23 protein-coding genes are annotated in these 21366 nt (G+C 66.3%); 3 read left to right on the forward strand and 20 right to left on the reverse strand.

The window, feature by feature from the left end:
- Window positions 1–41: 41 nt before the first annotated feature.
- From ptsP to V2L32_RS14245, 11 genes are all read right to left on the reverse strand, one after another.
- Window positions 42–1715 carry a phosphoenolpyruvate--protein phosphotransferase gene (gene ptsP, locus V2L32_RS14195; protein ID WP_331233118.1) on the reverse strand — a complete coding sequence of 558 codons (1674 nt, stop codon included), beginning with the start codon at window positions 1713–1715 and terminating at the stop codon, window positions 42–44.
- Complete coding sequence (locus V2L32_RS14200) at window positions 1712–1972, reverse strand: HPr family phosphocarrier protein (protein ID WP_409348446.1); 261 nt, start codon at window positions 1970–1972, stop codon at window positions 1712–1714. The genes ptsP and V2L32_RS14200 overlap by 4 nt, the downstream gene beginning before the upstream one ends.
- A 132-nt stretch (window positions 1973–2104) precedes the next feature.
- Window positions 2105–2233: a hypothetical protein gene (locus V2L32_RS14205; RefSeq protein ID WP_331233121.1), complete on the reverse strand. Its 129-nt coding sequence runs from the start codon at window positions 2231–2233 to the stop codon at window positions 2105–2107.
- A gap of 50 nt (window positions 2234–2283) precedes the next feature.
- Window positions 2284–3264, reverse strand: coding sequence for an isocitrate/isopropylmalate family dehydrogenase (locus V2L32_RS14210; protein WP_331233122.1), 981 nt, complete (start codon window positions 3262–3264; stop codon window positions 2284–2286).
- Complete coding sequence (gene leuD / locus V2L32_RS14215) at window positions 3257–3916, reverse strand: 3-isopropylmalate dehydratase small subunit (RefSeq protein ID WP_331233123.1); 660 nt, start codon at window positions 3914–3916, stop codon at window positions 3257–3259. The genes V2L32_RS14210 and leuD overlap by 8 nt, the downstream gene beginning before the upstream one ends.
- Window positions 3913–5334: a 3-isopropylmalate dehydratase large subunit gene (leuC, locus tag V2L32_RS14220; RefSeq protein WP_331233124.1), complete on the reverse strand. Its 1422-nt coding sequence runs from the start codon at window positions 5332–5334 to the stop codon at window positions 3913–3915. The genes leuD and leuC overlap by 4 nt, the downstream gene beginning before the upstream one ends.
- Complete coding sequence (locus tag V2L32_RS14225) at window positions 5331–5609, reverse strand: hypothetical protein (protein WP_331233125.1); 279 nt, start codon at window positions 5607–5609, stop codon at window positions 5331–5333. Before V2L32_RS14225 ends, leuC begins: the two co-directional genes overlap by 4 nt.
- Window positions 5606–6637 carry a ketol-acid reductoisomerase gene (gene ilvC / locus V2L32_RS14230; RefSeq protein WP_331233127.1) on the reverse strand — a complete coding sequence of 344 codons (1032 nt, stop codon included), beginning with the start codon at window positions 6635–6637 and terminating at the stop codon, window positions 5606–5608. Before ilvC ends, V2L32_RS14225 begins: the two co-directional genes overlap by 4 nt.
- Window positions 6630–7298, reverse strand: coding sequence for an acetolactate synthase small subunit (gene ilvN / locus V2L32_RS14235; protein WP_409348375.1), 669 nt, complete (start codon window positions 7296–7298; stop codon window positions 6630–6632). The genes ilvC and ilvN overlap by 8 nt, the downstream gene beginning before the upstream one ends.
- Window positions 7295–9049, reverse strand: coding sequence for a biosynthetic-type acetolactate synthase large subunit (gene ilvB, locus V2L32_RS14240; protein WP_331233128.1), 1755 nt, complete (start codon window positions 9047–9049; stop codon window positions 7295–7297). The genes ilvN and ilvB overlap by 4 nt, the downstream gene beginning before the upstream one ends.
- A gap of 293 nt (window positions 9050–9342) precedes the next feature.
- Complete coding sequence (locus V2L32_RS14245; protein ID WP_331236617.1) at window positions 9343–10485, reverse strand: LeuA family protein; 1143 nt, start codon at window positions 10483–10485, stop codon at window positions 9343–9345.
- Window positions 10486–10927: 442 nt separating this feature from the next.
- Between V2L32_RS14245 and V2L32_RS14250 the strand changes: the two genes are divergently transcribed.
- Window positions 10928–11221: a DUF5779 family protein gene (locus tag V2L32_RS14250; protein WP_331233129.1), complete on the forward strand. Its 294-nt coding sequence runs from the start codon at window positions 10928–10930 to the stop codon at window positions 11219–11221.
- Between the two features lie 101 nt (window positions 11222–11322).
- Here V2L32_RS14250 and V2L32_RS14255 read toward each other — a convergent pair whose 3' ends face one another.
- Window positions 11323–11460 (reverse strand): hypothetical protein, encoded by a 138-nt coding sequence (locus V2L32_RS14255; RefSeq protein WP_331233130.1) that lies wholly within the window; start codon window positions 11458–11460, stop codon window positions 11323–11325.
- A gap of 394 nt (window positions 11461–11854) precedes the next feature.
- Window positions 11855–12532: a VOC family protein gene (locus V2L32_RS14260; protein ID WP_331233132.1), complete on the reverse strand. Its 678-nt coding sequence runs from the start codon at window positions 12530–12532 to the stop codon at window positions 11855–11857.
- 99 nt (window positions 12533–12631) lie between these two features.
- On the opposite strand from V2L32_RS14260, the gene V2L32_RS14265 reads away from it, so the two are divergent.
- Window positions 12632–13315, forward strand: coding sequence for a hypothetical protein (locus V2L32_RS14265; RefSeq protein ID WP_331233133.1), 684 nt, complete (start codon window positions 12632–12634; stop codon window positions 13313–13315).
- Window positions 13316–13476: 161 nt separating this feature from the next.
- Window positions 13477–13938 (forward strand): hypothetical protein, encoded by a 462-nt coding sequence (locus V2L32_RS14270; RefSeq protein ID WP_331233134.1) that lies wholly within the window; start codon window positions 13477–13479, stop codon window positions 13936–13938.
- A 24-nt stretch (window positions 13939–13962) separates the two neighbouring features.
- Here the strand turns inward: V2L32_RS14270 and V2L32_RS14275 are convergent, their stop codons facing one another.
- From V2L32_RS14275 to aglG, 7 genes are all read right to left on the reverse strand, one after another.
- The gene (locus tag V2L32_RS14275) at window positions 13963–14172 is read right to left on the reverse strand and encodes a ribbon-helix-helix domain-containing protein (RefSeq protein ID WP_331233135.1); all 210 of its coding nucleotides are present in this window, start codon (window positions 14170–14172) and stop codon (window positions 13963–13965) included.
- Window positions 14173–14211: 39 nt separating this feature from the next.
- Complete coding sequence (gene aglJ, locus V2L32_RS14280; protein WP_331233136.1) at window positions 14212–15129, reverse strand: S-layer glycoprotein N-glycosyltransferase AglJ; 918 nt, start codon at window positions 15127–15129, stop codon at window positions 14212–14214.
- 109 nt (window positions 15130–15238) lie between these two features.
- Window positions 15239–16093 (reverse strand): ParB N-terminal domain-containing protein, encoded by an 855-nt coding sequence (locus V2L32_RS14285; protein ID WP_331233137.1) that lies wholly within the window; start codon window positions 16091–16093, stop codon window positions 15239–15241.
- 5 nt (window positions 16094–16098) lie between these two features.
- Entirely contained in the window at window positions 16099–17562 is a 1464-nt protein-coding gene (locus tag V2L32_RS14290) for an oligosaccharide flippase family protein (RefSeq protein ID WP_331233138.1), read from the reverse strand.
- Between the two features lie 125 nt (window positions 17563–17687).
- Window positions 17688–18851 (reverse strand): glycosyltransferase, encoded by a 1164-nt coding sequence (locus tag V2L32_RS14295; protein WP_331233139.1) that lies wholly within the window; start codon window positions 18849–18851, stop codon window positions 17688–17690.
- Window positions 18852–19070: 219 nt separating this feature from the next.
- On the reverse strand, window positions 19071–20300 hold the full coding sequence (locus V2L32_RS14300; RefSeq protein ID WP_331233140.1) for a glycosyltransferase family 61 protein: 1230 nt from the start codon (window positions 20298–20300) through the stop codon (window positions 19071–19073).
- A gap of 1 nt (window position 20301) precedes the next feature.
- A complete protein-coding gene (aglG, locus tag V2L32_RS14305) occupies window positions 20302–21264 on the reverse strand; it encodes a glucosyl-dolichyl phosphate glucuronosyltransferase (RefSeq protein WP_331233142.1) in 963 nt (320 codons plus the stop codon).
- Between the last annotated feature and the right edge of the window lie 102 nt (window positions 21265–21366).

Consider the following 21366-nt stretch of genomic DNA (forward strand, 5'->3'; position numbering starts at 1 on the left):
GTCGACCGGGTACCCAGGACCTCTCTCACCCGTTCGCGGGCTCAGTCGAGTCCAAGCACGTCCTCGACCTCGGAGACGCTTTCCGCGGCCACCGCCCGGTCGGAGAGCGCTCGCGCCCCCTCGTATTCGATCGTCCGCACCCGCGCCTTCACCGATGGGACCGAGATCGGGCTCATGCTCAGTTCGTCCACCCCCAGGCCGACGAGCAGTTCGGCCAGGTCGGGATCGCCCGCCATCTCGCCGCAGACGCCGATCCAGGCACCGGCGTCGTGGGCTGCCTCGACGCTCTCGGCGATCGCACGAAGCACCGCCGGCTGGAGCGGGCTCCGTAGCTCCGCGAGGCGTTCGTTCTCGCGATCGGCGGCCATCACGTACGCCGAGAGGTCGTTCGTCCCGACGCTGAAGAACGCCACGCGCTCGGCGAGCGCCGGTGCCGAGAGCACCGCCGCGGGCGTCTCGATCATCACCCCGAGTTCGGGCCGCGCGTACTCCACACCCTCGCCCTCGAGATCGGAGGCGACCTGATCCACGGCCGCGAGCGCCTCCTCCACCTCCTCGACCGTGGCGACCATCGGGACCATCACCGCGAGGTTCTCCCTCCCGGCTCCGGCGCGCAACAGCGCGCGCAGCTGCGTCTCGAAGAGCCTCCTGTCGTCCGCGAGCGACCGGCGGATCCCCCGAAGGCCGAGGAACGGGTTCACCTCCTCGAGCGCGTCGAGGTAGGGAACCGGCTTGTCGGCGCCCACGTCGAGCGTTCGGACGACGACACGCTCGTCGAACGCGGAGAGCGCCCCCTCGTAGGCCGCGAGCTGTTCCTCCTCGTCCGGCGGTGTCGCTCGATCGAGGAAGAGGAACTCGGTGCGGAGGAGCCCGACCCCGTCCGCGCCGCTCTCGGCCGCTCGGTCGAGATCGACCGAGGTACCCACGTTCGCCGCGACCTCGATCTCCCTGTCGTCGGTCGTCGCGACCCGTCCCTCGATCGCCTCCTCGCTCGTCGTGGTCGAGAGGCGGTCGCTCGTCGCCTCGTTCGGATCGACCACCACCTCGCCGGCCCTACCGTCGATGCCGACCGTCTCACCCTCTTCCACGGTCGCGAGCGCCTCGCCGACGCCGACGACCGCCGGGATCCCGAGCGACCGGGCGAAGATCGACGCGTGCGAGGTCCGACCACCCGTGGACGTGGCGAAGCCCACGACCCGCTCCGGGTCCAGCCGGGCGGTGTCGCTCGGGGTCAGCCGTTCCGCGAGCAGGACGGTCCCCTCGGGGAGCGTCGAGAGGTCGACCCGCTCCCCGCCGGAGAGCGCGTCGAGCAGCCGACCGCGGACGTCGCGCAGGTCGTCCGCCCGTTCCGCGACGCGACCCTCCATCGCCTCGAACCGCTCGATCGGTCCGGAGAAGGCCGTTTCGACCGCCCGCTCGGCCGATCCTCCGGCCTCGATCGTCGCTTCGATCCCCTCGCGGATCGTCGGATCGGCGAGGAACTGCTCGTGGGCGTCGAAGACCGCCGCCTCCTCCTCGCCGATCCAGTCGGCGACGCGGGCGCGCGTCGACTCGATCCCCCTCTCGGCGCTCGCGAACGCCCGGTCGACCCGCTCGCACTCGACGTCCGGATCGCCGCCGTCCTCGCTCCTCGAGCGCTCTCCCGTCACGTGCCAGCGCGCCGTTCCGACGCCGGTGCGGGGCGTGACGCCGACGCCCGAGAGGGTACGGCTCATTCGACCGGCTCGGCGAGCACGGCCAACAGGGCGTCGATCGCCGCCGCCTCGTCCTCGCCGTCGGCCGTGATCGTCACGCGCTCGCCGTGACCCACGCCGAGGGCGGTGACCGCGATCATGCTCGTCGCGTCGACCGATTCGCCGCCGTCTGGCGCGACGGTCACGTCGGAGCTGAATTCGTTCGCGGTCCGGACGAACGTCGCCGCCGGGCGGGCGTGCAGCCCGTTCTCCGGGACGACCTCGACCGACCGGGAGATCACGGTGACCCCCGGTCGGTCGGTGCGGATCGCTCGCGAGACGGCTCGATCCCGGGGCGCACGTGAGGAGTCATCGTTCTCCCGTCGGTAGGCGTCCCGCTCGTATGAAGGCTACCGATCCGCGTTGCTCGGCTACTCGAGTTCCACCGTTGGCGGCTCGCCGTTCCACCCGTAGGAGAAGATCACGAACAGGACGGTCGCGAGGCCGACGATCGCGAGGCTGTACACGAACAGCGACAGGGTCGATCTGAGGATGCCCATACGGGAACGTTCGCCCCGGACGACTTAGAAATTGCTCTCGACCCCGGTACCTAGAGCCGCGAGACGACGGCCTCGGTCACGTCCTCCGTACCGGCCTCGCCGCCCAGATCCGGGGTTCGCGGACCGTCCGAGAGCACGCCCGTCATCGCGGACTCGACCCGGTCTGCCCCGTCGTCGTAACCGAGATGCGAGAGCATCAGCGCCGCCGAGAGGATCGCCGCCGTCGGGTTCGCTCGCCCCTCGCCGGCGATGTCCGGCGCCGTGCCGTGGACGGGTTCGAAGAGGCCGTTCTCCTCGCCGACGTTCGCGCTCGGGAGCAGGCCGAGACCGCCGACCAGCCCGGCCGCCAGATCCGAGAGTACGTCACCCGCGAGGTTCGGACAGACGACGACCCCGAATGTTTCGGGGCTGAGACAGACGTGCGTCGCGAACGCGTCCATCAGCACCTCGTCGGCCTCGACGCCTCGCTCCTCGGCGACCGAGAGCACCGCCTCCCGGAACCGGCCGTCGGTCTCGCGCATCACGTTCGCCTTGTGTGCGACCGTGAAGCCGTCGTGCTCGCCGCGCTCGACGTACTCGCAGGCGAACTCCGCCAGCCGTTCGGAGGCCGACGTCGTCACGACCCGGGTGAGCGTCGAGAGATCGGGCGAGAGCCGGTTCTCGTGGCCCGAGTAGACCCCCTCGGTGTTCTCCCGGAGGAAGACGAGGTCCGTCTCGGGACGCAGCGCGTCCACACCCGGGTACGCCCGCGCTGGCCGGACGTTCACGAACGAGCCGACGGCCTCCCGCAGGGGTAAGATCACGTCGGCAGCCGTCTCGCCCGCCGCGCCGAACAGCGTCGCGTCCGCCTCGGCCGCGAGGTCGTACGTCCCCTCCGGGAGCGCCTCGCCGGTCTCGCTCCGTACCCCGTCGCCCGCCTCCCCCTCGACGTACTCGAAGTCGGTGTCCAGCGCGTCGAGCACCGAGATCGCCGCCGGGACGACTTCCTGTCCGATGCCGTCGCCGGGGATCACCGCGATCCGCTCAGTCATCGGCCTGTCCGGGGATGTGGTCCTCCGGCACGTACGGCAGCGATCGGGCGGTCCTCCTCACTTCCTCGGTGTTCGCCTTCATCAGCGCCGTGGTGTCCCAGACACCCTCGACGAGCGCCTTTCGCTGGGCGTCGTCGACGTCCACCTCGACCGTCCGACCGCCGTAGCTGACGGTCTCGCTCTCGACGTCGATCTCGATCCCCCCGTCGGGGTGGTCGTCGATCCAGTCCTGGAGCTCGACGATCGTCCCGTGGTCGGCCGTCACCGTGGGAATGCCGAGCGCGAGGCAGTTGCCCGCGAAGATCTCCGCGAAGCTCTCGCCGACCACCGCGTCGATCCCCCAGCGGGTGAGCGCCTGCGGGGCGTGTTCGCGCGAGGAGCCACAGCCGAAGTTCGCGTTCACGACGAGTACGTTCGCCTCCTGGAAGCGCTCCTCGTTGAACGGGTGGGCCTTCTCCTCGTCGTCGTCGGTAAAGCGCTGGTCGAAGAAGGCGAACTCTCCGAGGCCGTCGAACGTGACGACCTTCATGAAGCGCGCGGGGATGATCTGATCCGTGTCGATGTCGTTTCCGCGAACCGGGATCCCGGTCCCGGAGACGAACTCGACGGTCTCTGCGGGGCCGTCTCCCGATCCGTCGCTCGCCCCGCTCATACGCGTGCCACCTCCGGCAGTCTCCGCACGTCGGTCACTTCCCCTTCGATCGCCGCCGCGGCGACCATCTGCGGGTTCATCAGGATCGTCCGACCGTCCTTCGAGCCCTGCCGACCGACGAAGTTCCGGTTGGAGGAACTCGCACACGCCTCGTCGCCCTCCAACTGATCTTCGTTCATCCCGAGACACATCGAACAGCCCGCGTTGCGCCAGTCGAAGCCCGCCTCGCGGAAGACGTCGGCGAGCCCCTCCTCCTCGGCGGTTCGCTGGACGCGCTGGCTGCCGGGGACGACCATCGCGCGCACGTCCGGATGGACCTCCCGGCCCTCGACGATCCGCGCAGCTCTCCGGAGATCGGGCAGCCGTGCGTTCGTACACGACCCGAGGAAGACGACGTCGACCTCGTAGCCCTCCATCGTCTCGCCCGGCGTCACCCGCATGTGCTCCTGGGCGCGGCGGGCGACCTCCGCCTTCTCCTCGGGCATCCCCTCGGGATCGGGGATCGGCTGGGTGATGCCGACGCCCTGTCCCGGCGTCGTCCCCCAGGTGACGACCGGCTCCAACGAGCTCCCGTCGATCGTCACCACGTCGTCGTACTCGGCGTTCTCGTCCGAGCGGATCGACTCCCAGTACGGCAGAAGCTCCGCGAACCGATCCTCCTTCTCCCGGAATGCGTCGGTCTCTCTGAGCCACTCGTAGGTCGTCTCGTCGGGGTTGACGTAGCCCGCACGCGCCCCGCCCTCGATCGACATGTTGCAGATCGACATTCTGCCCTCCATGCCGAGGGACTCGATCGCGGAGCCGGCGTACTCGTAGACGTAGCCGACGCCGCCCTCTGTGCCGAGCCGGCGGATGATCTCGAGGATGACGTCCTTCGCCTCGACGCCCTCACCGAGCTCGCCCGTCACCTCGATCTTCCTGACCTTCTTCTTCTCCATCGCGACGGTGCCCGTCGCGAGCACGTCCCGGATCTGGGAGGTGCCGATCCCGAACGCGAGCGCACCGAACGCACCGTGCGTCGAGGTGTGGCTGTCGCCACAGACGATCGTCATCCCCGGCTGGGTGAGCCCCTGCTCCGGGCCGATCACGTGGACGATCCCCTGGTTCCCGGTCTCCGGGTGGTCGAACGCGATGCCCGCCTCGCGGACGTTCTCCTCGAGTTCGGCCATCATCTCCTCGGCGGCGTCGTCGCGGTAGGGCCGGCTCTGGTCGGCTGTCGGGAGGATGTGGTCGACCGTCGCGTGCGTTCTCCGGGGGTAAGCGACCTCCATGTCGCGCTCTTCGAGCATCCCGAACGCCTGCGGGCTCGTCACCTCGTGGATCAGGTGCAGGCCGACGAACAGCTGTGTCTGGCCGGTCGGCAGCGTCGTCACCGCGTGTCGGTCCCAGACCGTGTCGTAGAGCGTCCCTTCGCTCATCTCCCGACGGACCCCTCGTGCTCCTCGCCGCGCTCGAAGACGCGGTTCGCCCCGTCGCCCTCCGGCGGCGTGTGGCTCACCTCGGCCATCGTCTCCGGTCCCGAATCCGACTCGACGGCCGCCTCGGTCTCCGCCTCCCTGACGTCCTCCCGCTCGGGGTCGCGCCCGCCGTCCGCGACGATCACCGGGCCGCGCAGGAACAGTTCGCCCGCGCTCGTGTCGTCGTACGGGTGGGTGTGCGAGATATCGCCCATCCGCTCGCCCGTCCCGGTCATACGGTCACCTCCGGCTCCTCCTCTTCTTCCGCCTCCTCGGCCCACGCGAACAGCGCGCGGAGCTCCGCGCCGACCTCCTCGATCTCGTGGTTCTTCTCGGCCTCGTTGAGCCGGGTGTACATCGGCCGGCCGGCCTGGTTCTCCGCGATCCAGTCGCGGGCGAACTCGCCGGACTGAACGTCTTCGAGCACGGCCTCCATGTTCGCTCGAACGGTGTCGTCGACCACGGCCGGTCCCTTCGTCAGCCCGCCGTACTCGGCGGTGTCGGAGACCGAGTCCCACATCGCGCCGAGCCCACCCTCGTACATCAGGTCGACGATCAGCTTCATCTCGTTCAGACACTCGAAGTACGCCATCTCCTTGCTGTAGCCGGCGTCGACGAGCGTCTCGTAGCCCTGGCGGATCAGCGCCGTGATCCCGCCACAGAGCACCGCCTGCTCGCCGAAGAGGTCGGTCTCCGTCTCCTCCCTGAACGTCGTCTCCACGACGCCCGCTCGGGTGCAGCCGAGCGCCTGTGCGTAGGCGAGCGCTTCCTCCTTGGCTTCGCCCGTCTCGTCCTGATAGACCGCGAGCAGCGCGGGCGTCCCCTCTCCCTGCTCGTAGTTGCGCCGCAGGAGGTGGCCCGGCGTCTTCGGTGCGATCATCGTCACGTCCACGCCGTCTGGAGGATCTATCTGGTTGTAGTGGATGTTGAACCCGTGGGCGAACTGTAACGTGTTGCCCTCCTCCAGTTTGTCCTCGATCTGTCCGTAGACCGTCGGTTGGATCGTATCCGGTACCAGCACCGAGACGATGTCGGCGGGGCCGGCGACCTCCTCCGGCGTTCCCACAGTGAGCCCCTCGTCCTCGGCGGCCGCCCGCGAGGAGGAGTCCTCGCGCAGCCCCACCAGCACCTCGACGCCGCTCTCGTGGAGGTTGAGCGCGTGGGCGTGGCCCTGGCTGCCGTAGCCGAGCACCGCCACCGTCTTACCCTCGAGTTTGCCGCGCTGTACGTCGTCGTCGTAGTAGATCGTCGCTTCGTCAGTCATCGTACGTAACCCATTGGTCGTGCATTCGTTCGTAGCGATCCTCCTCGACGTCGGTCGTCCACTCGCTCCCGCGGGCCATCGCCGTCTGGCCGGTACGAGAGAGCTCGCGCACCCCGAAGCGCTGGAAGGCGTCGATCGCCTTGTCGATCTTCCCCTCCGAGCCGGTGATCTCGACGGTGATCGTCTCGCGCCCGGCGTCGAGCGTCTTCCCGTCGTACATCCCCGTCACCGCGTGGACCTTCTCCGGGTCCTCGGCGTGGACCTTGAGCACCACGAGCTCGCGGCGGATCGCGTCGGAGCCGAGCTCCTTCACCGAGATGACGGGCAAGAGCTTCCCGAGCTGTTTCTTCACCTGTTCGATCCCCGGATCGGGCTCCTCGATCACGAGCGTGATCCGTGCCGTCTCGGGGTTCGTCGTCGGCCCGACGGTGAGCGACTCGATGTTGAACTGGCGGCGGCTCACGAGCCCGGAAACGTTCGCGAGCACGCCCGGCTCGTGTTCGACCAGCGCCGAGAGCACCGTCCGCCTCGATTTCGGCTCCGCCTCGACCTCTGGGTCGATCCGGATCCCCTGGATGTTCCGTCTGCCGACCGGTTTCGGTCGCTCCTCCGGGGCCGGTCCGGGCAACGCGTACGGGTCGTCGGTGTCGCTTCGGCTCACAGGTGGTCCTCCGTCAGCGCGAACTGCCCGTTGTCCCCGCCGCTCGGAACCATCGGGTAGACGTTCGTCCCGGGGTCGATGTGGACGTCGACGACCGACGGGCCCTCGTAGCCGAGTGCCGCCTCGATCGTCTCCTCGACCTCGTCGTACTCGGTCATGCGGAACCCGCGGGCGCCGAACGCCTCGGCGACCGTGTCGAACGCGGGCACCCACGGGTACTCCGATGCGGAGTGACGCTCCTCGAAGAAGGCGTCCTGCCACTGTCTGACCATCCCGACCGCCTCGTTGTTCAGGACGAAGACGGTGATATCCAGGTCGTGTTCGACCGCCACCGCGAGCTCCTGTAACGTCATCAGGAACGAGCCGTCGCCGTCGAAACAGACGACCCCCTGGTCGTCGTCGGCGGCGTAGCGCGCGCCGATCGCCGCCGGCAGGCCGTAGCCCATCGTCCCGAGTCCGTGCGAGGAGACCCAGGTGCGCGGCTTGGTGTACGTCCAGTAGAGACAGGCCCACATCTGGTGCTGGCCGACGCCGGTCGTGACGACCGTATCCGACGGCGTCGCGGCGTCGACCGCCTCGACGACGAACTCCGGCCTGAGCGGGGCGTCCTCGTCGATCGCGTAGGAGAGGGGGTACTCCTCCTTCCAGGTGCGACACTGCTCGCGCCAGGTGTCGGCCTCCGGCGGCCGTGCCATCGCCTCGTCGAGCTGGGCGAACGCGGCCTTCGCGTCCGCGATCACGGGCACGTCCGCGTGGATGTTCTTCGAGACCTCCGCGGGGTCGATCTCGACGTGGATCACCTCCGCGTCCGGCGCGAACGTCTCGACACCCCCCGTGAGTCGGTCGTCGAAGCGCGTTCCGACCGCGAGCATCGTGTCGCAGTGGGTGATCGCCATGTTCGCGTAACCGGTGCCGTGCATCCCCGCCATCCCCATCGAGAGGTGGTGGTCCTCGGGGAACGACCCGATACCGGGCATCGTCGTCACCACGGGGATCTCGTACGTTCGCGCGAACGTCCGCAGCTCCTCGCACGCCTCGCCCTTGATCACGCCGCCGCCGGCGAGGATCACGGGTCGCTCGGCCCGCGAGAGCGTTCTCACTGCTGCGTCGATCGCCTCCGGGTCCGCCTCGCTCGGCGGATCGTAGTTCTTCGGTCGCCTCGGCGCGCCGGGTCGTTTCGTCGTCTCGCCCAGCGTGACGTCCTTCGGGAGGTCGACCAGCGTCGGGCCCGGCCTACCGGTCCCGGCGAGTTCGAACGCCTCGCCGACGACGTCGCCGACCGTATCCGAATCCGTCGCGAAGTAGTTCGTCTTCGTGATCGGCGCGGTGATCCCCGTCGTATCCGTCTCCTGGAACGCGTCGTTACCGACGAACGCCCGCGGGACCTGGCCCGTGAGCGCGATCATCGGATCCGAGTCCATCGATGCGTCGGCGATCCCGGTGACGAGGTTCGTCGCGCCCGGCCCGGAGGTCGCGAGACAGACGCCCGGTTCGCCGCTCACGATGCCGTAGGCGTCCGCCGCGTGCGAGGCGCCCTGTTCGTGAGCCATCGTGACGTGCTCGATCGTCGAGTCGTAGAGCGCGTCGTAGACGGGCATGATCGCCCCGCCCTGGACGCCGAAGGCGGTCGTCACTCCGGCGTTCTCGAGGGCGGCGATCACCGCCTCCGCGCCGCGTTCGATCGGTCGTTGTTCCGTGCTCTCCCCGTGTTCGTCGGTTCGTGGTGTGTGGTGTGTCGCTCGGTCGCTCATCGTCCCTCGTGTCGCTGGTCGCTGGTCGGTTCGGAGTCGGTACGGGTCGGGTCGGGGGATGAGGGATGAGGGGCTAGGCTGCCCCTACGATAATGAGCGAGGCGTCGACGCCGCTCTCGACCGGTCGGACCCGTGTCGGAGCGGTTCGTCGCATCTACTCGGCTCTGAGTGAGCGATCCGATATAAACCTTCCCGATCGGACCTCCGACGGTCGGCTCGGCGGGTGCGAACGCCTCCTCCCGGTCGGAGCTCCGGACGCGTCGCTCCGCGGGACGGACTCGCGGTGCGCGCATCTACGCCCGCACCCCCGTCTCCTGGACGACGCCCTCCTCGCGGGCGAACCGTTTGACGTCCGCGATCGTGACGCGGTTCTTCGCCGCGCCGTACTCCTTCACCCGGCGGGTGACCGTCCGGACCTCCTCGTCGGTCGGGTCGAAACCGGCGTCGGTCAGGAACTCCCGGACCGAGTGGGTGCCGGTATGTTTGCCGAGCACCAGCTCCCTGGTCGCACCGACCATCTCCGGGGTCATGATCCCCGGCTCGAACGTGTCGCTGTTCTCGATCACGCCCGCGGCGTGGATGCCGCTCTCATGGGCGAAGGCGTTCTTGCCGACGATCGGCTTGTTCGCCGGGGTCGGGACGTCCGAGCACTCCTCGACCAGTCGAGAGAGCTCGGTGATTCGGGTCGTGTCGATGCCGGTGTCGACGCCGTAGACCGCCTCGACGGTCATCACGACCTCCTCGTAGGCGGCGTTTCCGGCGCGCTCGCCGATGCCGTTGACCGAGACCTGCGACTGGGAGGCCCCGGCCTCGTAGCCGGCGATGGCGTTCGCCGACGCCATCCCGAAGTCGTCGTGGGTGTGGACGTCGACGCGCGCGTCGGTGTGCGCACAGACCGTCTCGATCAGGGTTCCGAAGCGGCTCGGGACCGCGACCCCACAGGTGTCGGGGATGTTGATCCAGTCGACGTCCTCGTCGCTGACCGCCTCGATCACGTCGATCAGGTACTCGCCGTCGGTACGGGTCGCGTCCATCGGCGAGAACATACACTCGACACCGGCCTCCTTCACCCTCCTCACCGACTCGACCGCACGCTCTCTGGCCTCCGCGCGGCTGGCGTGCATCGAGTCCTCTAACTGGACGTCGCTGGTCGAGACGAAGACGTGGACCATCTCCACACCGGAGTCGAGTGCGGCCTCGACGTCGCCGTCGACCACGCGGGCGAGCCCGCAGGTCGTCGCGGCGGTACCCTCCGCTATGTCTCGCACGGCTTCGAACTCGGCCTCCGAGTTCACGGGAAAGCCCGCCTCGATGACGTGCGTCCCCATCTCGTCGAGCGTCGCCGCGATGCGTCGCTTGTCCTCGTAGGAAAACGACGTCCGTGGCGTCTGCTCGCCGTCGCGAAGCGTGGTGTCGAAAACCCTCGCCGAACGAATTTCGTTACCGGGAGCTAACGTGCCCTGGAAGAACTCGTTCCCCCCGGCTGGTGCCGGAGGCTACCTCCGTCGAACGCGATGGTTCGGACATGGTATCTGCTCCCACGACACAGCGAGTATATAACCCTGTCCTTCTCGTCGACACCTGTTATCCTCCCAGAGAGTTCATCGAATCGGAGACGACCGGAAAACCGACAGACTTCGCGTCTGTATAAGGACATTATTACTGGTTAGTTCCATCCCCAGAGACCCGAGAGCTGGGTGGCGGTGGGTCCGGGGGCAGGTAAAATTTCAGGGGAAAAGTTGTGAGATGTAAGATCGAGTGGCTCCCGCGCGCCACGAGATCGTACGCTCGTCCAGTCGAGCGGCCGGCCGCTCGGGCGGTGGTCGCCGATCCCGAGCGAGCCGAACGGTTTTTCTCACCGCACGACGACCGGCCGATATGGCCGACTTCAACCTCGATCTCCGGGCGGTCGAGGACCACCTGGAGGGCGACGACGAGGAGGGTGCGGGTCGGGTCACCCTCGCGGTCCTCGACGGGACGACGCCCGACGGGGAGTGGATCGACGCGGTCGAGGGCGGCGACGTGCTCGTACTCGCGATCGAGGGGGACCTGAACGTCCTCGCGGCGGGCTTCGCCCGCGAGATCAAGGAGATGGGGGGGGACCTCGTTCACTTCCGCGGGTTCCTCATCGTCACGCCGCCCGACACGTCCGTGAACACGGACCGGCTCTAGGTGACCGGCCGACGGGCCTCCGACGTCCGCGACCGACGGCACGGGACGTTCCTCTCCTCCACGGGCTCCCGACGGGACGTCCCAAGTCGAACACGAACCGGTCACGACCTTTCTGCCCCCTTCACCAGATCGTGAGCGTCTTCCTGCCGTTGAAGGAGGTGTGAGGATCGCGAGCGGGCGAGCGCGATCGAGGTCGCGAACGCGCCGACGACGACCGAACTCGTGTTCGCGTCGACCACGAGCCACCCCCAGAATCGGTGCGTCCACGCTCCCGAGCCGCCAGACGAGTTCGCGGACGCCGAAGCTGGAGGCGACGTCAAGCAGTCCGGAGAGGACCATCAGGGGGACGAACGCCGACGAGAATTCGGCCAATAGCAGGTAGCTCGCCGGGAACGAGAGCGCCGCACCGATCGTCGGGGAGAGGGGGGACACACGGTGCGATCAGCCCGTTCGTCCCGCCGCCGGCGAAGACGAACAGCAAGCGCCCGTGGAGGTCCGAGGGCCACCCGGTGAAGGGTGACAGTACACGTTCGTGGACTACTCTGCGGTGACGGTGAGCGCGACGACAAGGCCGCCGTAGGCGAGCCCGCCCCGTGCAGCGGCGACCCTGGCACTCTCCGGACCGCCCGGCGATCAGCGGATCGTCAGGTAGTGGCCGTCGGGATCGAGGACTCTCGCACCGTTTTCGATTGACTCGACCGAACAGGCACGGTCGCTCACCGTCTCGGCTACCCCCACAGGGTCCTCCGAGGAGAACCCGACGTCGACGTGGACGCCCCCCCGTGCGTCGGCGAGCCCGAGGTGTGGCTCCCAGAGTTCGAGGTCGACGGGCCCGGTCAGCCGCACTCGTTCCCGGTTCGACCCGCGGTCGACCGGCTCGAAGCCGAGGTCGGTGTAGAACCGTTCGGCACGACCGAGGTCCGCCACCTCCAGGACGATCTCGAAGATCGCCGTGATTCCCTGACCCTCGCCGCGTTCGCCGAATTCGACGCAGTGGTCGTCCGGGTCGTCGAGGTAGAGCGAGCGGGCGGTCCCGAACCGGTACTCAGCGAGCTCGAAGCCTGCCTGCTCCAGGTCCGCCCACCGGTCGTCGTACTCCGCGCCCGGGATCGCGAACGCGTAGTGGGTGTGGAGCCCGCCGCGCGGTACGGAGGAGGACCGTCTGAGTATCAGCTCGTGTGCGCCGGCGTCGAGGCGGATCTCCTCGTCCGTCTCCTCGGTGATCGCGAGGCCGAGGTGGTCGGTGTAGAACGCACGCGCCCGATCGAGGTACTTCACTTCGAGCGCGAGCCAGCGGAGTCCCGAGAGCATGAGGGGAGGACGGGACCGCTCGGAATAAAGCTCCGGTGCGCGGCGGACACCGCGAGCGTAGCACGGTTCGCTTAACCGTCTCCCACCCCTACCGGGATCATGACGCTGAAAGGGAACGGACGAGCGAGCGAGTCGCGAACGGTGAACCGGTTCGACGGCGGAGCGAGCTGGATCGCGTTTCCGGACGAGGAGATGCAGCGGGCGAGCCACGCGCTCGTGACCGAGACGGGCGTGTTCGTCGTCGACCCGGTCGACACGACCGAACTCGACGACCTCCTCGCGGAACTGGGCGAGGTCGCGGGCGTCGTCGTCCTGCTCGACCGGCACACGCGCGACGCGGCGGCGGTCGCCCGCCGTCACGACGTATCGGTCTACCTCCCCTCGGAGCTTCGGGGGGTCGCCGGGGAGCTCGACGCGCCGATCGAGACCTTTTCGGGGACGCTTCCGGGAACCGATTTCCAGACCGTTCCGGTCGTGGACACGCCGGTCTGGCACGAGGTCGCGCTCTGGAACGCGAGTGAGAAGACGCTGGTCGTCCCGGAGAGCGTGGGGACCTCGGAGTACTTCCTCGCGCCCGACGAGCGCCTCGGCGTCCACCCCGCCCGACGGGTGCTCCCGCCGAGGTCGGCCCTCGGAGACCTCGACCCCGAGCGCGTGCTCGTCGGGCACGGTGAGGGCGTGATGAGCGGGGGTGCCTCGGCGCTCGCCGACGCGCTCTCCGGCTCGCGACGCCGGGCACCCGCTCTCTACGCGCGGACCGCTCGGCTCTACCTGCCGATCTGATACGGACTGCTGTACCTGTGTAACCCTCGTGCGGACTGGTATCGGCAATTACCGGTGATCGGTCTGACCGGGTCGTCGATCACCGATGACCAGTGATACAAGTCCGTATCGGACCGAGAGACGGGTACCGGTCCGAGCGGTACGGACGTACAGCAGTCCGTATGAGCCACCGAACTTATCACGACCCGGACGAATTCCGCGACGTGGACGTCGTCTACCTCACCCGCGGGCTAGCCGAGTGGCTCCTCGAGATGGCCGCCGAGGAGGAGCCCGAGCAGTTCGCCGTCGCGCTCGAGGTGACGCCCGCGGGCGAGTTCGACGCCGATCTCGGGCTCGCGGAGGGGACGCCGGTCTTCACGCACTTCTATCACCCCGATGCAGGGAAGTCGGTGACCGCGGTGTTCGGGATGGACTTCTCGACGCCGATGGGGATGACGAAAGGACGGTTCGTCTCCCATCCCCGGGGCAACCTCTCGGTCACGCTCAGAGACGACCTGCACGCGGTCGTCCTGGTAGCGATCCCGCCGTGGGAGCTCGCCTCGCTCGCGGCGTTCGACCGCGCCGGCCGGAAGAAGACGATCGAACTCGTCGACGCCGAACCCCCGGATGAGCCGCTACCCTGACGCGGTCTCCGATGGGAGGCGGAACTACTCCAGGTAGCCCAGATCCCGGAGCTGGGCGGCGATCTCGTCGAACTCCGCCTCGGTGAGCTGTCCCCGACGCTGATGCTGGATGACGATGCTTCTCAGGAGAAAGCGGACGAGGTCGCTCGTGCTCGAGAAACTGGTCCCCTCGATCGTCTCCTCGACGCGTTCGGCGAGCTCCTTCGGGATCGAGACGGTCGTGTACTCGGTCATACCGGGGAGGACGCGACGGTGAGGAAAAGGAGTTGTGACCTACCGATCGCGGAGGTCGTCGATCCGTCGGAGCTGTTCGCGATGCAGCGTGACGATCAGGTCCGAGAGCACCCCGAACATGATCAGCTGGACGCCGACGATGATCCCGAAGGCGGCGACGACCGCGAGCACCTCGTGGGAGATGCCGTAGGCGACCCACCGGTAGCCGACGTACGACGCCATCGCGCTCCCGCCGAAGATACTGGTGAGGCCGGCGCTCCCGAAATAAAAGAGGGGGTTGTGTGTGCGCGCGAGGCTGTAGAGCGTGTAGAGGATCAGCCCGCCGTCCCTGACGGGATTGAGGTTCGTCTCCGACTCATCGGGCCGGGGGTCGTAGCTGATCGGGACGACTTCCGTGGGGATGTCCCGACGGACGCACTCGACTGCCATCTCCGTCTCGACCCCGAAGCCGTCGGCCGAGAGGCGCATCCGTTCGGCCGACTCCCGGGTGAACGCCCGATAGCCGCTCAGGATGTCGCCGAAGTGCCGGCCGTGGACCACGCCGAACGTCCGGTTGATCAGCCGGTTCCCGGTCCTGTTCACCCGGGTCATCGCCCCGTCGGCCATGTTCGCGAACCGATCGCCGATGACGTGTTCGGCCTCGCCGGAGCGGATCGGCTCCAGCATCGCCTCGGCGTCCTCTGCCCTGTACGTCCCGTCGCCGTCGACCATCAAGATCACGTCGCTCTCGATCTCCGAGAGCGCCTCGCGCACCGCCTGGCCCTTCCCGTCGCCGGTCTGCGTGAACACGCGCGCGCCCCCGTCGGCCGCCGCTCTGGGCGTTCCGTCCTCGGAGTCGCCGTCGGCGACGAGCACGTTCGTCAGTCCCTGCTCGTTGAAGCCGTCGATCACCTCGCCGATCGTCTCGGCCTCGTTCAGCGTGGGGATGAGCACGCAGACGTCCTCGTGGCCGGTCATTGTGCTTCCCTGGTCCTTATCCGGTAAAAGCGTCACTGTAAGGGAGGGGTAACCGGGGACGGTGACCGAGCGATCTCCTCGGTCGAACGGGAGTAGTCTGTCCGTCCCCTCACTCCGTCGAGAGAACCGCTCGCAGGTCCGGATGAACGGGCCGTCCGGGAGCCTCCTCTCCACGAAAAACGGCCTCTCTAGTCTCCATCCACTCCTCGTGTCGTACGACGAACGCGACTGGGATCGATTCGAGGTCGAGGAGCTTCGCGATGGAGAGCCTGTGTCGTCCGTCGGCCAGCAACAACTCTCCGTCCCGTCCGATGTCGACGATCACCTCGTCACAGATCCGTCCCGGGAAGCCGAACGGTTCGTCGAAGCCAGGTCGACCTTTCGCCTGATCGACCTGACGCTCGTAACCCTCGGTGAAGATCGTTTCGTACAGTTCGTCGACCGCCGCACATCGCTCCAGCACGTCCTCTCGGGACGTACAGCCGTGCCAGATCGGGGAATCCGCTTCGGCGGCCTCGATCGCTGCGCGGACGAACGGAGTATCTCGCCACGATATCCCATCGAGAAAGTGGTCTTTCATCGATCGATGGAAGACCGATTCGTCGAACGTCGTCGTTTCGAAGAGATCCCTGTAGTCGTCGTTCTGTGTCGCAAGCTGTCTCCGATCCCAGTCACCGGCGAGTACGGACCCGAACAGGCGTTTTCTCGTCTGATACGGCTGGTGAATCCCGGAGTACCGTTGGATCGCACTCGGATCGACGCGCTCTATCTCGAACGGATCGAGTGGTGCGTCGTACTCACGTGTGGCTCTGCTGTACCACCACCGGTAGAGGTCGGGTGCTGTTCGCCAGTAGCACCACGAGGTGAGTCGTGTCTGCAGCAGGAGGTACTCAAGAACTCGAACGGCGGTGTACTGGATCCCTGCCGAGCGGACCGTTTCGAGTGTTTTCGAGAGGGAACCCATGGTCCTCATCTCTCGTCCACTCCCTCTCGCCCGTCGATGTAGGACAGCAGTCCGGTCGGGACGTTTCGACTGATCGTTGTTCGGAACCGTACCGAGAGTGCGAACAACGAGAGGAAGTACACTCCGGCGCCGGTAAACACGAGGAAAGTAATGAGAAAAACGTCGTTTCCGAACGGGCCGATCCCCTGGACGACGTGCCGCGTGAGGAGTACGATCCCACCCATGATGCCTGCGGCGAACGCTTGCCTCCCGATCTCGCCGAGGGGTAGCGCGAATCCGACCAGTCGATAGAGCTCGAGATAGGCGTGACCGAGGCTGATCGCGGCTGATACGAGTGTTGCGAGCGCAGCACCCACCCACCCTATCCTCCAGACGAGTACGAGATTGAAAAGGAGGTTCGATCCGACGAAAACGGCGTTGATCCGGAACGCCCGATCGGGTCTGTCTATCGCGTTGAGCGTATTCACTAGTTGTTTCTGATACGCGTAGAGGAGACAGGCAGCGATCAGCAGCCAGAGCACCGTGGCACCGGCAGCGAACTCGGAGCCATAGATCGCGAGCAGTCGGTCACCGATCACTGCACCGCCGATCAGCCCCGGGAGGAGGATCAGACCTGCGTACGCAAGTGCGTCTTCGACGAGCTCCGAGACCGCCCGTGGGTCGTCGGCTGCCAGGCGACTCATCTCCGGGAACAGCGTCTCGCTGATCGAGTTACTGAACGTCTTCAAGAAGGCAGCGACGTTCCAGGCGACACCGTAGACCCCGATCATCGAAGAAGGGACGAACAGCCCCAATATCACGACATCCATCCAGTTGAACGTTCGGCTCCGGAGCCCGCCGAGCCAGGCGTACCGAGCGTACGCGAGGAGGTCTCGTGTGGAGTGTTTCGTCGGTCTTCGGTAGCGTACCGAGAGACCGAGAAGGCCGAACAGACAGAAGAGGACGTATCCGAACGCGTAGCCGGTGACGAGCCCGACGAGTCCGAACCCCGCGAAGACGGCAGCCACTTGGGCGATCGTCCGTCCGAGGCTCTTCACGACGGAGAGACCGGCGTAGACGTGGACGAGGTGGTTCCCTTTCAGCAATCCAGCGACTAGCTTGTAGGCGAGCGTCGCCGCTAGAAGACCGACGACGACCGCCAGCGCCGGCCGACCGACGTACGCGTCGAGGTGTGACCGTCCGAGGACCAGGACACCGGAAACGATGAGAAACGATGGGAGAAGCAACGAGAGACTACTGAGGGCGTATTCACCCGCGTGTCCACCCTCGCTGATCCGCTTGGTTACCGCTTCGGAGATCCCCGGATCGGCGACGACCTCGAGCCAGGTAACCAACCCGAGAACCAGAAAGTAGATCCCGAGTACTCCGGCACCGAGTTCGCGGGCGAAATAGATGGTCGCCAGGAACCCGAGGGCGGACGTTATGACTTTGGAGTTGAAGAGAACGAACGAGGTCTGTCCTATACGCATGTTATGGACGACACGGATTCGACCGCCGGTGCGTCATTCGTCGGAACTCCCCGTGCCAGAGACATAAGCTTTGAGTGGACGGTGGTTGGACCCCGAATGGTTCCGTGAAAGTCACCCGGTAGGACTCACGGAACGGGGGGAAATCCAAACAGTGCTCGCTCATAACTTTCCATTATTTCGTCAGTCGAGAACTCGGCGGCTCTTTCCCGTAATCGATCGGGCTCGTCGGGCTCGTTGAGCGAATCGACGATCGAGTCGGCAAGAGCTGTTGGGTCTCCTACCGGGGCCAACCTTCCGTAGCTTCCCTCATCGAGGATCTCCGCCGGCCCACTCTCACAGTCCGTAGCGACCACGGGCGTCCCACAGGCCATGGCCTCCACGATGACGTTGCCGAACCCCTCCCAGGCCGACGAGAGGACGAACAGATCCGACTTCGCCATGTACTTGTAGGGGTTTTCGACGTAACCGGGCAAATCGATCACGTCGGTCAGCCCCGTCCTCTCGGTCAATCGTTCGAGTTCCCCTCGCCTGTCTCCCTCACCGAGGATGATCAGACGCGCATCTCTGTAACGCCGTACCCGGCTGAACGCCCTGATGAGTGTGGCGAAGTCTTTCTGCATCGTCAATCGGCCAACCCCGAGAAGAACATCGTGATCGGCGTCGAACCACGGGTGATCGACCGGCTCATTCGCTCTCTTCGCTATTTCCGGAGTGTAGATCGGGTTGTAAATCGTTCGTACCTCGTCCGTTTGCACGCCAGTGTGACGCACCAGATCAGATTTCACTCCGTCCGAGATCGCGACGTACCGATCGGCGAACGGGTACGTGTATTTCACAACTGGTGAGATCAATCGCTCTAACCCGTTTTCGAACTCGTTTCGCTGATTTGATATAGTCGTTGCCTCTCGTAGGACGACGTCGGTCGAGGTCCGTGCCAGTACTCCTGCCCAGGTAGCTACGACGTTCGTCGAGTGGATCGTAGAGAGAAGGACCTTCGGTTCCCTTCTGTGAAGATACTGTATAAGGTCCGTTACAGTTCTGCTCACTCGCTTTTCGAAGCTTCGTACCTCGATACCCTGGGGAACGTGTGCCAGAAATTCCCCCTCCTTTCTCGCCAGCACGATCTCCACACGGTATCCCGATGTGTGGAGGTAATCTGCCACGTTCAGCATCACCCGCTTCGCACCTCCCTGATTCAAACTCGGTAGAAATAACGAGACGTCGACCTCGTCACGTGTACCCGTTCGACCCGTCGTTCTCCCACCCGCGTCGTTCGGTCGTAGCGTCATTCGATCGGAGTTGATCACGGGGGGTAATGTGTCTTCTACAGTACCAGGCTGTGCGATTAGGCACCATCACAAGGGTGCCGCCCTTGATTTCGAGGCTCAAATGGGTGATACGTCTGAGAGAAGGCTGAAATCCTTCGACCTTCGCTCCCGAACAACCCACCTTATTTCGACATGTTAATACTAGACCCCTCCGGAGATGTCGACTACATGCTACTTCCCTCACACAAGCTCGTCGATGATCGAGGTGAGCCGAGTAACGTCCACGGCGAGGTCTACGTGTGTCGACCGACAGAGCAGCCGTTCGTAGGGGAGATCGAGCGCGTCCGCGAGGCGAGCGAACGTCGTCGGTGTCTTCTTCCCGAACAGTTCGACGACCGCCGCGTCCCTCGCGTACAGCAGGTTCGCGAAACCGGCGCCGTGGGGGCCGACGATCAGCTCGGCGTCGGCGAACAGACGCGCCTGCTCTTCGACCGTACGTGTTTCGAGAGCGACCGGTTCGACACCGTACTCCGAGAGCGCGTCGATCACTTCTGACTCGTTTCGAACACGGCGGCGGGTCACGTCGTCGCGGGTGATGTAGATCCGCGGCCGATCGTCCGAGGGCTCGCTCTCATCCAGTATCCGCTCGCGGATCCACTCGATCTCGGCCGGTGTCGGGCCGGGGAACGTCGGCACGGCGAGTCGGTTCACCCGAATCCGATCGTGATCGAGCCCGAGCCATCGATCCCGAGGAAACCCGGCGAGAAGGAGCGACTCACGGAGCCAGCGCGGTGGATCCGGTGGAATCACCAGCAGCGGCTTCCGACCGGTCCGGCGCTCGTACTCGGCGATCGCCCAGAGACGTGGCAGACACTCGACGGTCCAGTGGTAGTAGTTCGGCCAGAGCGGACAGAGCGAGCAGGCTACATCGACCGTCGGTCCGTCGTTGGATACCGTGGGAAGGCCGCCTCGACACTCGAAGAGGCCCTGCCTAGCGACCGTCATGGAGAGCGCGTGGTCCAGATATCCGTTCTCGAACAGTGAGGAGGCGGAGACGTCCCTGACTCCCTCGCCCTCTCGTGTCGTTGCGAGTCCGATCGGTGCGAAGACGGTCGCGTCACGAAGTTCACAGACGAACGGACGGGGAAATCGGAGTCGGTCGATCTCCTCGAACTCCCTGTCGGTAGAGACGATTCCCTTCGGGAGCAAGGAGTCGGCCATGGGAGCGTCGGTCGTCTCCGGTGGGAACTCCCAGCAGCGATCGTCGGGCTCACAGCGGGCACGGAGCCGTTCCCTCGACAGGATCGGAACGCGACCGGAACCGACCAGCAGGGGCACAACCGCGGACATCACGAGCCAGCGGCGATAGCCGATATCCCACCCTTCCTTGACGATAGCGTCGAGACCGTCCCGGTCGTATCGCCGCTTGGAGCGAACGAGCAGGTCGACTGCGCCGTTCTCGGTCGCCATCTCAGCTCGTTGCAGCCCGTTTCGGGCGGTTCGAGAACTCCTCGTAGAGACCGAAGCGAACGAACCCGTACAGATACCCCAGTCCCACCGCCAGCGTGAACGCCACGATCGCCACCAGCTGTTTCACTCCCGCCACCGACGGCGACCTGACGAGCCTTCGAACCCGCTCCGGGACGAACTCCGTCGCCAGTCGTTCGAGAAACTCCCCCTCCCCACCGGACGAACCGGGCAGCACGAGGTGCATGATCCGCTTCGAGTAGCCCTGCCAGAACGCGCGTCTCAAGAGCCAGATCGGGTCGGTTCTGTACTCGAAGATCGAGTGGTGGACCACCGCGTCGGTCGTGTAGTGGACCCCGCGGCCGAAGCGCTCGTGCATGCGCGCACAGATCTCCGTCTCGTGGCCCTGGAGCTGTTTCTCGCCCACTCGCCCGACGCGCGTGCTGAACCCGCCCAGTTCGTCGAAGACCTCCGCACGGAACGAGAGGTTGCACCCGAAGGTGTTTCTCACCTCCTCGCCGTGGTCGCCGAATCCCCGGTGATTACAGCCGATCAGCCAGTAGAACTCCTCGGGGAGGAACTCCGGTTTTCCGGCGACCCACTCGGGGACGACGATCCCGCCGACGGCGATCGCGTCCGTCTCCTCGTACACCCGTACCAGCTCCTCGATCCAGTCGGGTTCGGCACGGGTGTCGTCGTCGGTGACGGCGATCACGTCGCCGGAGGCGAGGGCGGCACCGACGGTCCGGGCACCCGAGTTCCCGAGGTTCTCCTCGGTGCAGTGGACGATCACGTCCTCGTGTCCTCCGAAGTCGGCCCGGGCACGGTCCGCGGCCGCCTCGTTCCCGTCGCTCACCAGCACCAGTTCGAGGTCGTCGTGGCTCTGGGCGAGCACCGACTCGACGGCCCGCGCGAACGCGTCGTAGCGCTCCTCGCTGTAGGTGTTGATTACGACGGAGACTCTCATGGTCGGGGCTACCCGAGACGCGGTAAAACTCTTGTGATGGGGTTGGACCTACCCGCCGGTAACCGCCGGCTGAGCCGGAGAATACGGCGATTGAGGCGATGA

Source organism: Halalkalicoccus sp. CGA53 (assembly GCF_036429475.1).
In the GTDB taxonomy this organism is placed as follows: Archaea; Halobacteriota; Halobacteria; order Halobacteriales; family Halalkalicoccaceae; genus Natronorarus; species Natronorarus salvus.

Coding starts and splice junctions, on each gene's coding strand:
- ptsP (WP_331233118.1), bottom strand. CDS start 1,715: ATGAGCCGTACCCTCTCGGGCGTCGGCGTCACGCCCCGCACCGGCGTC.
- V2L32_RS14205 (WP_331233121.1), bottom strand. CDS start 2,233: ATGGGCATCCTCAGATCGACCCTGTCGCTGTTCGTGTACAGCCTCGCG.
- V2L32_RS14210 (WP_331233122.1), bottom strand. CDS start 3,264: ATGACTGAGCGGATCGCGGTGATCCCCGGCGACGGCATCGGACAGGAA.
- leuD (WP_331233123.1), bottom strand. CDS start 3,916: ATGAGCGGGGCGAGCGACGGATCGGGAGACGGCCCCGCAGAGACCGTC.
- leuC (WP_331233124.1), bottom strand. CDS start 5,334: ATGAGCGAAGGGACGCTCTACGACACGGTCTGGGACCGACACGCGGTG.
- V2L32_RS14225 (WP_331233125.1), bottom strand. CDS start 5,609: ATGACCGGGACGGGCGAGCGGATGGGCGATATCTCGCACACCCACCCG.
- ilvC (WP_331233127.1), bottom strand. CDS start 6,637: ATGACTGACGAAGCGACGATCTACTACGACGACGACGTACAGCGCGGC.
- ilvB (WP_331233128.1), bottom strand. CDS start 9,049: ATGAGCGACCGAGCGACACACCACACACCACGAACCGACGAACACGGG.
- V2L32_RS14250 (WP_331233129.1), top strand. CDS start 10,928: ATGGCCGACTTCAACCTCGATCTCCGGGCGGTCGAGGACCACCTGGAG.
- V2L32_RS14260 (WP_331233132.1), bottom strand. CDS start 12,532: ATGCTCTCGGGACTCCGCTGGCTCGCGCTCGAAGTGAAGTACCTCGAT.
- V2L32_RS14265 (WP_331233133.1), top strand. CDS start 12,632: ATGACGCTGAAAGGGAACGGACGAGCGAGCGAGTCGCGAACGGTGAAC.
- V2L32_RS14270 (WP_331233134.1), top strand. CDS start 13,477: ATGAGCCACCGAACTTATCACGACCCGGACGAATTCCGCGACGTGGAC.
- V2L32_RS14275 (WP_331233135.1), bottom strand. CDS start 14,172: ATGACCGAGTACACGACCGTCTCGATCCCGAAGGAGCTCGCCGAACGC.
- aglJ (WP_331233136.1), bottom strand. CDS start 15,129: ATGACCGGCCACGAGGACGTCTGCGTGCTCATCCCCACGCTGAACGAG.
- V2L32_RS14285 (WP_331233137.1), bottom strand. CDS start 16,093: ATGGGTTCCCTCTCGAAAACACTCGAAACGGTCCGCTCGGCAGGGATC.
- V2L32_RS14290 (WP_331233138.1), bottom strand. CDS start 17,562: ATGCGTATAGGACAGACCTCGTTCGTTCTCTTCAACTCCAAAGTCATA.
- V2L32_RS14295 (WP_331233139.1), bottom strand. CDS start 18,851: ATGACGCTACGACCGAACGACGCGGGTGGGAGAACGACGGGTCGAACG.
- V2L32_RS14300 (WP_331233140.1), bottom strand. CDS start 20,300: ATGGCGACCGAGAACGGCGCAGTCGACCTGCTCGTTCGCTCCAAGCGG.
- aglG (WP_331233142.1), bottom strand. CDS start 21,264: ATGAGAGTCTCCGTCGTAATCAACACCTACAGCGAGGAGCGCTACGAC.